Source organism: Bradyrhizobium altum (genome assembly GCF_020889705.1).
Taxonomy (GTDB): domain Bacteria; phylum Pseudomonadota; class Alphaproteobacteria; order Rhizobiales; family Xanthobacteraceae; genus Bradyrhizobium; species Bradyrhizobium altum.
Genome location: NZ_JACMYP010000295.1, coordinates 1 through 10375, shown reverse-complemented (window position 1 = coordinate 10375; position 10375 = coordinate 1). Strand labels below are relative to the sequence as shown.

The following is a 10375-nucleotide window of genomic DNA, read 5'->3' as shown; positions in this document are numbered from 1 at the left end:
CCCGCGTGGTCGCCACCACCGTCGGCTATCGCGGTGAGATCAGCTTCGACACCTCGCGTCCCGACGGCACGCCGCGCAAGCTGCTCGACGTCAGTCGACTCACCAAGCTCGGTTGGCGCGCCGCGACCTCGCTCGAGGATGGCATCAAACTCGCCTACCAGGCCTATCTGAACGAGACCAAGCAGGCGGCGGAATAATCGTCGGATCGCTGCGAGTCGTCATTGCGAGGAGCGAAGCGACGAAGCAATCCATCTTCTCGTCACGTGGCGAAATGGATTGCTTTGCTGCGCTCGCAATCACGGCGGCGAATGTTAGCGCGCCGTCGCGCGGGGCGGCGCCTTCGACAGCGCAGTCGCCATTGCCGAGATCAGCGGCTTCATGAAGAACGCATCGTTCGCCGGGTAGATGTCGGTGCGCAAGCCGTAAGTCTTCAACTCGTCCGACACCACGGGCCCGACGGAGGCGATCGGCGTGTGCTTCAGGCCCTCGCGCAATTCCGCCTCGCACCGATGCGCCTGCGCCACCTCGAGCAGGCGGCGAACCTGGCCCGAACTGGTGAGTGCGATGGCGTCGACGCGGCCCTGCGCCATTTCCTCGATCGCGGTCACGATGTTGGCGTCGGCGGCTTGCGCATCGTAGACATAAGGCAGCACCGTATCGACTTCGGCACCCTGCGCCTTGATCGTGCCGATCAGCGTGGCGTGATCCTTGTCCGGATAGAGCTGCAGGCCGAGCCGATGGCCGCTCAGGTCGAGCTGCGACAGCATCTCGGCGACGCCTTCCGAGGTCGGCTTCTCCGTCGTCATTTGCGGCTCCAGGGCGATCTCGCGCAGCGCGCGGCCGGGTTTGGGGCCGCGGGCGAATTTGCGCGCCTTGCCGAGGCTCGTGACAAACTCCTTCTCGACCCCGATCCGGCGTACGACCTTCATCAGCCGGCGCAGGCCTTCGCCGGTCATCAGCACGAGGTCGTCGAGCGGCCGCTCGATGGCGCGGCGAATCCAGGCCTCGATCGGCGCCGGGTCCGGCGCGTCGTGGATGGTGAACATCGGGCATTGCAGCACGTCGGCGCCCTGCTCGGCGAGCAGGCGGGAAAACTGCGCTTCTTCGCGCGTCTCCAGGATCAGAATGCGGTAGCCGTTCAGCCGGTCAGCCATGATGGTCCCTAACAAACATTGTCGTCATTTGTTCGATTTGACCCCCGCGCCGGGATTGGCGCAAGGCCGCCTGCGGTGTAGACGGAGGCCGAAAATGAACGTTCCACGCATCTGCTCAAGCTTTGGTCAATTGGCATGCCCGACCATCAATTCGTTCTGACCCTGTCCTGTCCGGATCGCCCCGGGATCGTCTCCGCGGTCTCGACGTTTCTGGCGCATAATGGCCAGAACATCCTGGACGCCCAGCAATTCGACGACATCGAGACCGGCAAGTTCTTCATGCGCGTGGTGTTCACCGCGGCCGACCTCGCGGTCGGGCTGCCGGCGCTGCAGACCGGCTTTGCCGCGATTGCCGAACGCTTCGGCATGGAGTGGCAGATGCGCGATCGCGCCAGCCGCCGCCGGGTGATGCTGCTGGTGTCGAAGTCCGATCACTGCCTGGTCGACATCCTCTATCGCTGGCGCACCGGCGAGCTCGAGATGATCCCGACCGCCATCGTCTCCAACCATCCGCGCGAGAGCTACGGATCGCTCGATTTCGGCGATATCCCGTTCCATCATCTGCCGGTGACCAAAGACACCAAGCGGCAGCAGGAAGACGCGGTCTGGAAACTCGCCCAGGACACCAATACCGACCTCGTGGTGCTCGCCCGCTACATGCAGATCCTGTCGGACGAGATGTCGGCGCGGCTGTCGGGCCGCTGCATCAACATCCATCATTCCTTCCTGCCGGGCTTCAAGGGCGCCAAGCCCTACCACCAGGCGCATGAGCGCGGCGTCAAGCTGATCGGCGCCACCGCGCATTACGTCACCAGCGATCTCGACGAGGGGCCGATCATCGACCAGGACGTCGAGCGTATCAGCCATCGCGACACGCCCGAGGATCTCGTGCGCAAGGGCCGCGACATCGAGCGCCGCGTGCTGGCGCGCGCGATCCGCTACCATCTCGCCGACCGCGTCATCCTCAACGGGCGCAAGACCGTGGTATTCGTGGACTGATCCGCAGGTTCACCCGGCTGCCGCGCTTTGACGGCGATGGTGTCGCTCTGCATCGAGGTGCTGCATGAAACTCATCCACATGAGCGACATCCATCTGACGGCGCCAGGGAGGACGATCTTCGGCCGTGATCCCTTGGGCAATTTTGAGCGTGCGCTCGATCATGTGCTTGCCGATCATCGCGATGCCGAGCTCATGGTGATCTCTGGCGATCTTTCCGATCTCGGCGACCTCGCCGACTATCAATTGCTGCGCGAACGCCTGAGCCGGTTTCCGATCCCGACGCGGCTTTGTATCGGCAACCACGACCATCGCGAGACGTTTCTCGGCGTGTTTCCCGAATGCGCCGACGCGGACGGCTTCGCGCAGGGCGTTCACGACGCCTCGTTCGGCCGTTGCCTGCTCCTCGACACCTACGAGCCGGAGACGGCCGCCGGCAGTTTCTGCGAGAGGCGGCAGGCGTGGCTGGAGCGGCAGCTATCGGAGCATGACGGTCCGTTCTTTCTGTTCATGCATCACAATCCAATCCCGACGCATATCGCCCCGGTGGACCGGATCGGCCTGCTCGAAGATGCTGCGTTCCGGTCGATCGTCGCGAAGCACCGGAGCAAGATCCTGCACATCTTCTTCGGTCACTGCCACATGGTGCTGAGCGGTTCGGTTGCCGGTGTCCCCACGACCTCGCTGCGCGGAACGAACCATGCCAGCTATCCCGTGTTCGCGGAGGTCTTGACCGTCGCCGATCTGCCGGAGTCCTATGGCGTCGCGTTCATCGGCGCGGACTATGTCACCGTACATATGGTGGAGTTCGGCTACCGCGGCGAAATCCTCAGCGAGGATTCGCCCAGCCAGGCAGTCATTGGGTCGCGTTCTGCGCCGGCGCCGCCGGCTTAGCGTCGTCGCCACGTTCCGCCGCCGGCATCAGGCGCTTGCGTTCCCGCTCCCGCATGAACTTGTCGTATTCGGGGTGCCTGCCCGCGGCGGTGCGTCTGCGGGCAGGCCGCCGGCCCAGGCCGGAATGGTGTCGGCCATGCCGGCCGAGACCTTCTGGTTCACGGTGCTGCATCCCCCGAGCGCGCAGGCCGCGAGCGCGAGGGCAGTCAGGACAGGGATTTGGCGTGTGAAAATCGGCATTGGCGGCAGCATACAGCCCTGGTCTTTATGGATGATGATCTCAGGCGCGACCGTTCGGCTGCAATTGTGCTTGTTTGTTGACATTACAGATTGATTTGTACGATCGTACAAATGAAGTGGGCTAACGAAGGCCTGAGAGGCAGAGCGGTTCTATTGGGGGCGTTGAGTTTCGGGGAATGATTTCTGGTATCCTGATACTTGTTTCGGCGGCGGGCCAAATCGCGGCGCGCGCGACACACGTCCATCGTCCGATTGACAGAGGGCGCGGGGAAACGCCTTGTCGCGTTACGGCTCGGCCGTGACATGCTTGGGTTAAGGTAAGGCAAAGGGCCGGGCACTCGGCTCGACGCAGAAGAATGGAAGGGGGAGGGACGTCGATGTTCAATCGTCGCAAAATGTTGCTGTGGGGCGCCGCTTCGGCCGTGCTTCCGAGTTTGTGCGCCAGCGTGCCGGCGTGGGCGGACGACGCCGTCAAGATCGGCCTGATCCTGCCGATGACCGGCGGCCAGGCCTCGACCGGCAAGCAGATCGATAACGCGATCAAGCTCTACATGCAGCAGAAGGGCGACACCGTCGCCGGCAAGAAGATCGAGATCATCCTGAAGGACGACGCCGCGGTGCCCGACAACACCAAGCGGCTCGCGCAGGAACTGATCGTCAACGACAAGGTCAATTTCATCGCCGGCTTCGGCGTGACGCCCGCGGCGCTGGCCGCGGCGCCGCTGGCGACGCAGGCCAAGATCCCGGAAGTCGTGATGGCCGCCGGCACCTCGATCATCACCGAGCGCTCGCCCTATATCGTGCGCACCAGCTTCACGCTGGCGCAGTCCTCCACCATCATCGGCGACTGGGCGGTCAAGAACGGCATCAAGAAGGTCGCGACGCTGACCTCCGACTACGCGCCGGGCAATGACGCGCTGACCTTCTTCAAGCAGCACTTCACGGCCGGCGGCGGCGAGATCGTGGAAGAGGTCAAGGTCCCGCTCGCCAATCCCGATTTCGCGCCGTTCCTGCAACGCATGAAGGATGCCAAGCCCGACGCGATGTTCGTGTTCGTGCCGGCCGGGCAGGGCGGCAACTTCATGAAGCAATATGCCGAGCGCGGACTCGACAAGAGCGGCATCAAGGTGATCGGCCCCGGCGACGTCATGGACGACGACCTGCTCAACAACATGGGCGATGCCGCGCTCGGCGCGGTGACCGCGCATCTCTATTCGGCAGTGCATCCCTCCGCGACGAACAAGGATTTCGTCGCCGCTTACAAGAAGGCATTCGGCAACCGCCCGGGCTTCATGGCGGTCAGCGGCTATGACGGCATCCATCTGATCTACGAGGCGCTGAAGAAGACCAATGGTGCGACCGATGGCGACAAGCTGATCGAGGCGATGAAGGGCATGAAGTGGGAGAGCCCGCGCGGTCCGATCTCGATCGATCCGGAAACCCGCGACATCGTCCAGAACATCTATATCCGCAAGGTCGAGAAGGTCGACGGCGAACTGTACAACGTCGAGTTCGCGACCTTCGAGGCCATCAAGGATTCCGGCAAGACCAAGAAGTGACGCGCGAAAGCGCGTCATCCCGGGGCGCGCATTAGCGCGAACCCGGGATCTCGAAATTATTGCAGAAGATTCCAGGTTCAGCGCATGCTGGCTGTACCGGAATGACGCGTTAATATTGGGATTCGTCATCTCTCCATGGCCTCTATCCTCACCAACCTGTTCGACGGCGTCGCCTACGGCATGCTGCTGTTCGTGCTGGCCTGCGGGCTTGCGGTGACGCTCGGGCTGATGAACTTCGTCAACCTCGCGCACGGCGCCTTCGCCATGGCCGGCGGCTATATCTGCGCCGTGCTGGTCAACAATTCCGGCTGGCCGTTCTTCGCAGGCCTGCCGCTCGCCTTTGTCGGGAGTGCCGTGATCGGCGTCGCGCTGGAGCGCACGCTGTACCGTCATCTCTATGCTCGCAGCCATCTCGATCAGGTGCTGTTCTCGATCGGTTTGGTGTTCATGTCGGTCGCGGCGGTCGACTACATCATGGGATCGTCGCGGGTCTTCATCAAATTGCCGGCGGCGCTGGAGGGGCAGATCGATCTGTTCGGCGTCGGCATCGGGCGTTACCGGCTGATGATCGTCGTGATCTGCGGCCTGCTGACGCTGGCGCTGCAGCTGATTCTCGCCAAGACGCGGTTCGGCAGCCGCCTGCGCGCCGCGGTCGACGATCCGCGCGCCGCGATTGGGCTCGGCATCAACGTGCCGCAGGTGTTCGCGTTCACCTTCGCCTTCGGCTGTGGCCTCGCAGGGCTCGGCGGCGCGCTGAGCGCGGAAATCCTCGGGCTCGATCCGTACTTCCCCCTCAAGTTCATGATCTACTTCCTGATCGTGGTCACGGTCGGCGGCTCTTCCTCGATCACCGGGCCGTTCCTCGCATCATTGCTGCTCGGCATCGCCGACGTCGCCGGCAAATATTACGTGCCCAAGGTCGGCCCCTTCGTGATCTACACCGTCATGATCGTGATCCTGCTCTGGCGCCCGAACGGCCTGTTCGGCCGCACCGCGGCGCGGTGAGCTCGTCATGACCGCGCTGTCCGACGTCTCCACTCACGCGATGGCCAGCGCGCGCTGGCGGATCAGCGAGGTCGCCTTCTGGGTGCTGGCGCTCGCCTGCGCCTTCCTGTTTCCGTCGCGCTATCTGATCATGACCGACATCGTGCGGCTCGGCCTGTTCGCACTGTCGCTCGACCTGATCCTCGGCTATGCCGGCATCGTCTCGCTCGGCCATGCGGCATTCTTCGGCGTCGGCGCCTATTCGGCCGGCTTGCTGGCGCTGCACGGCATCATCAACGAGCCCGTCATCGCGCTGGTCGCCGCAGGCCTCGTTGCGGCCGTGCTCGGCTTCCTGACCAGCTTCCTGGTCATTCGCGGCGTCGATTTGACGCGGCTGATGGTGACGCTCGGCATCGCGCTGCTGCTGGAAGCGCTTGCCGAACGCTTCTCGGATATCACCGGCGGCACCGACGGCCTGCAGGGCATCGAAATGCAGCCGATCCTCGGGCTGTTTGCCTTCGACATGTTCGGCAAGACCGGGTTGTTCTACTCGCTGATCGTGCTGTTCATCCTGTTCCTGTTTGCCCGTCGCGTGGTGCATTCGCCGTTCGGCTTGTCGCTGCGCGCGATCAGGAACAATCCGCTGCGCGCGGCCGCAATCGGCATACCGGTCAACCGCCGCCTGATCGCGGTCTATACGCTCGCCGCCTTCTATGCCGGGATCGCCGGCGCGCTGTTCACCCAGACCACGGCGCTGGCCTCGCTCGACGTGTTTTCTTTCGAGCGTTCCGCCGACCTGATGCTGGTGCTCGTGATCGGCGGCACCGGCTATCTCTATGGCGGCCTGATCGGCGCGGTGGTGTTCAAAATGCTGCAGGAGCTGTTTCAGAGCATCACCCCGCAATACTGGCTGTTCTGGATCGGCCTCGTCCTGGTCGTGATCGTGATGGTCGGCCGCGCGCGGATCCACCGCTGGGCGCTGTTCGTGCCGAACCTGATCATCCGCCAGTTCGCCGGCCGCAACGCCGCTGCCGTACCCGAGGGCGACGCGTCATGACGATCGCGCTCGAAACCCGCGGCCTCCACAAATCCTTTGGCGGTCTTCGCGTCACCCGCGACCTCTCGCTGAAGGTGATGCAGGGCGCCCGCCATGCGCTGATCGGACCGAACGGCGCCGGCAAGACCACCGTCATCAATCAGCTGACCGGTGTGCTGACGCCGAACAGCGGACAAATCCTGCTCGAGGGCAGCGACATCACCGGCCTCTCCGTGCACAAGCGGGTGCTGCGCGGGCTGTCGCGTACCTTCCAGATCAACCAGCTCTATCCCGACCTGACCCCGCTGGAGACCATCGGGCTTGCGGTCTCCGAACGGATGGGCCGCGGCGGCGACTGGTGGCGGCGGATGGGAACGCGCGACGACGTCAACACCGAGATCGCCGAGATCCTGTCGCGCTTCCATCTGCTCGACGTGATGACCGAACTCACCTCGACATTGCCCTACGGCAAGCAGCGCCTGCTCGAGATCGCGGTCGCGATCGCCGCCAAGCCACGCGTGCTGCTGCTCGATGAGCCCGCCGCCGGCGTGCCCGAAAGCGAGCGCCACGATATCCTGGCGGCGGTCGCAGCATTGCCGCGCGACGTCACCGTGCTGTTGATCGAGCACGACATGGATCTCGTGTTCTCCTTCGCCGACCGCATCTCGGTGCTGGTCAATGGCGGGCTGCTCACCGAGGGCGCGCCCGACGAGGTCGCGCGCGATCCGCAGGTGAGGTCGGTTTATCTCGGCGAGGCGGCCGATGTCTGACCTGCTCTCCATCAAGGGCTTGCGCGCCGGATATGGCGAGGCGGTGGTGCTCCCCGACCTGTCGCTGGCGCTTGCCGAGGGCCAGGTGCTTGCGCTGCTCGGCCGCAACGGCACCGGCAAGACCACGCTGATCAATTCGATCGTCGGCATCGTCAGGCGCCTCAGTGGCAGCGTCGCGCTCGCCGGCCACGACATCACGGCACTGCGGCCCGACCAGCGCGCCCGTGCGGGGATCGGCTGGGTGCCGCAGGAGCGCAACATCTTCCGCTCGCTGACGGTGGAAGAGAACATGACCGCGGTGGCGCAGCCCGGTCCGTGGACGGTCGAGCGCGTGTACGAGATGTTTCCGCGGCTGAAGGAGCGGCGCGGCAATTTCGGCAACCAGCTGTCGGGCGGCGAACAGCAAATGCTGGCGATCGGCCGCGCGCTGACGCTGAATCCGAAAGTGCTGCTGCTCGACGAGCCGACCGAAGGCCTCGCGCCGATCATCGTTGAGGAATTGTTAAAGGCGATCGGAACCATCACGCGATCCGGCGGCATCTGCTCGATCATCGTCGAGCAGAATGCACAAAAGATTCTGGGGCTCGCCGACCGCGTTGTGATATTGGAACGCGGAACGATCGTGCACGATGCCGCGAGCAGCGCGCTGAAGGCCGATCCCTCCGTCCTCGAGCGCCATCTCGGCGTCGCCGGGACCAAAAAACACTGACGCCCTCAGGGAGTTGACCATGCAGCGAACCAAGCCCCCGTTCCGCGCCGACGAGGTCGGCAGCCTGTTGCGTCCGCCGAAGATCAAGGAAGCGCGCGCCAGGCTGGAGAAGGGCGAGATCTCGGCCGACGAGCTGCGCAAGATCGAGGACATGGAGATCGAGAAGGTCGTGCACAAGCAGGCCTCGGTCGGCCTGAAGCTTGCGACCGACGGCGAGTTCCGCCGCTCCTGGTGGCACTTCGATTTCCTCAGCCATCTGACCGGCTGCGAGCTGTTCCACCCCGACATGGGCATCCAGTTCGCGGGCGTGCAGACCCGGCACGACGCCATCCGGGTGATCGGCAAGCTCGACTTCTCCGATCATCACCCGATGCTCGATCACTTCAGGTTCCTGAAGAAGTACGCCGACCAGGCTCATGTCACCCCGAAGATGACGATCCCGTCGCCGGCGGTGCTGCATTTCCGCGGTGGCCGCAAGCTGATCTCGAAGGAGGTCTATCCCGATCTCGAGGAGTTCTACCAGGACCTCGGCAAGACCTATCGCAAGGCGGTGAAGGCGTTCTACGACGCCGGTTGCCGTTACCTGCAATTCGACGACACGGTGTGGGCCTATCTGTGCTCGCAGGAGGAATTGCAGAAGTCGCGCGACCGCGGCGACAATCCCGATGGCCTGCAGGAGATCTATGCCCGCGTCATCAACTACGCAATCGCGGATCGTCCGTCCGACATGGTGATCACGACGCATGTCTGCCGCGGCAATTTCCGCTCGACCTGGATTTCCTCCGGTGGCTACGAGCCGGTCGCCGAGACCATGCTGGCCGGCACCAACTACGACGGCTACTTCCTCGAATATGATTCCGATCGTGCCGGCGGCTTCGAGCCGCTGCGCTTCCTGCCCAAGGGCAACAAGGTCGTGGTGGTCGGCGTCATCACCTCGAAGTTCGGCGAGCTCGAGAAGAAGGACGACATCAAGCGGCGGCTGGAGGAGGCATCGAAGTTCGCCCCGATCGAACAGCTTGCTCTGTCGCCGCAATGCGGCTTCGCCTCGACCGAGGAGGGCAACATCCTCTCCGAGGAAGAGCAGTGGGCCAAGCTGCGGCTCGCGGTCGAGGTCGCGAACGAGGTGTGGGGGAAATAACCTCGCCTCTATCGTCATTGCGAGGAGCGATAGCGACGAAGCAATCCATCTTTACTTTTGTGGGGGCATGGATTGCTTCGCTTCGCTCGCAATGACAGGGAGAGGGCAACGTTTCATTGCTCCGCCAGATAGACCTCGCCGAGCAGCGAGGAGTTCGACCACGGCACCTGCTTGCCCTTGGTCGCGGCGACGACCTCGGCGCGGACCCGCGTCAGCATCTGCTGCACCTCGAGGCCGGGCGTGCCGACATGGCGCGACAGCGCCGCCGAGAACGGGCTGTTGGCGCCTTCGCCGTCGAGCGCGACTTGGCCCGGCGCGGTCGCAAACGCGATCAGCGTGCCGGCGCCGAGCGTCGAGCCCGATCCGAGCGAAGCCGGTGCGGCAAGGCCGGAGCCGGCCTCGATACCGCGGCTCGGCCCTGCGGATGCCACCTGCGGCGCCATCGGATTGTTGCGGCAGGCATCGAGGATCAGGATGTTGGTGCGGATCTGGTCGTCGAGACCGGCCATGATGGTGTCCATGTCGACCATCGCGTCGGTCATGCGGCCACCCGCCTTGAACTCGATATCGACCGGCACGAGGTAGTTGCGGCCGTCGACCTGCACGCCGTGACCGGCGTAATAGACCACGGCGATCTGCGACCGCGCCGCCTCGCGCAGGAAATCGTGGATCGTCTTCTGCATCCTATCGCGATCGAGATCGAGTCCCTCTGAAACGGTGAAGCCGATGTCGCGCAGGCTCTTGGCGATGGCACGCGCGTCGTTGGGCGGATTGGGCAGCGCCTTCACATGCGCATAGGCGCCGTTGCCGATCACCAGCGCGACGCGGCGGCCGGTTGCTGCCGCCTGCACACGTGCTGCGGGTGCGGCCGGAGCTGCTGACGCAGGCGCCGGC

10 protein-coding genes and 1 pseudogene are annotated in these 10375 nt (G+C 64.3%); 9 read left to right on the top strand and 2 right to left on the bottom strand.

Translation table 11 applies throughout. From position 1 onward, the window contains the following. A pseudogene (locus tag H8B02_RS40595) lies at positions 1-197 on the top strand (GDP-L-fucose synthase); the annotation flags it as partial. 114 nt (positions 198-311) lie between these two features. Here the strand turns inward: H8B02_RS40595 and H8B02_RS40590 are convergent. Next, a complete protein-coding gene (locus tag H8B02_RS40590; RefSeq protein ID WP_229171304.1) occupies positions 312-1154 on the bottom strand; it encodes a uroporphyrinogen-III synthase in 843 nt (280 codons plus the stop codon). A 135-nt stretch (positions 1155-1289) separates the two neighbouring features. On the opposite strand from H8B02_RS40590, the gene purU reads away from it, so the two are divergent. The 8 genes from purU to H8B02_RS40545 all read left to right on the top strand — a co-directional run bounded on the left by purU (position 1290) and on the right by H8B02_RS40545 (position 9481). Further along, positions 1290-2153, top strand: a complete 864-nt coding sequence (gene purU, locus H8B02_RS40585; RefSeq protein WP_092115504.1) for a formyltetrahydrofolate deformylase — start codon at positions 1290-1292, stop codon at positions 2151-2153. A 64-nt stretch (positions 2154-2217) separates the two neighbouring features. Then, positions 2218-3045 carry a metallophosphoesterase gene (locus tag H8B02_RS40580; RefSeq protein WP_229171303.1) on the top strand — a complete coding sequence of 276 codons (828 nt, stop codon included), beginning with the start codon at positions 2218-2220 and terminating at the stop codon, positions 3043-3045. 617 nt (positions 3046-3662) lie between these two features. Next, the gene (locus H8B02_RS40570) at positions 3663-4844 is read left to right on the top strand and encodes an ABC transporter substrate-binding protein (protein ID WP_229171302.1); all 1182 of its coding nucleotides are present in this window, start codon (positions 3663-3665) and stop codon (positions 4842-4844) included. Between the two features lie 135 nt (positions 4845-4979). After that, positions 4980-5849 (top strand): branched-chain amino acid ABC transporter permease, encoded by an 870-nt coding sequence (locus H8B02_RS40565; RefSeq protein WP_173637654.1) that lies wholly within the window; start codon positions 4980-4982, stop codon positions 5847-5849. A gap of 7 nt (positions 5850-5856) precedes the next feature. Then, the gene (locus tag H8B02_RS40560) at positions 5857-6885 is read left to right on the top strand and encodes a branched-chain amino acid ABC transporter permease (protein ID WP_229171301.1); all 1029 of its coding nucleotides are present in this window, start codon (positions 5857-5859) and stop codon (positions 6883-6885) included. Then, complete coding sequence (locus tag H8B02_RS40555; protein WP_229171300.1) at positions 6882-7634, top strand: ABC transporter ATP-binding protein; 753 nt, start codon at positions 6882-6884, stop codon at positions 7632-7634. Before H8B02_RS40560 ends, H8B02_RS40555 begins: the two co-directional genes overlap by 4 nt. After that, positions 7627-8343, top strand: a complete 717-nt coding sequence (locus H8B02_RS40550; protein WP_229171299.1) for an ABC transporter ATP-binding protein — start codon at positions 7627-7629, stop codon at positions 8341-8343. Before H8B02_RS40555 ends, H8B02_RS40550 begins: the two co-directional genes overlap by 8 nt. 19 nt (positions 8344-8362) lie before the next feature. Further along, entirely contained in the window at positions 8363-9481 is a 1119-nt protein-coding gene (locus H8B02_RS40545; RefSeq protein ID WP_229171298.1) for a cobalamin-independent methionine synthase II family protein, read from the top strand. Positions 9482-9594: 113 nt separating this feature from the next. Here the strand turns inward: H8B02_RS40545 and H8B02_RS40540 are convergent. After that, positions 9595-10375: caspase family protein (locus tag H8B02_RS40540; RefSeq protein ID WP_229171297.1), on the bottom strand; the 781-nt coding region annotated here is incomplete at its 5' end.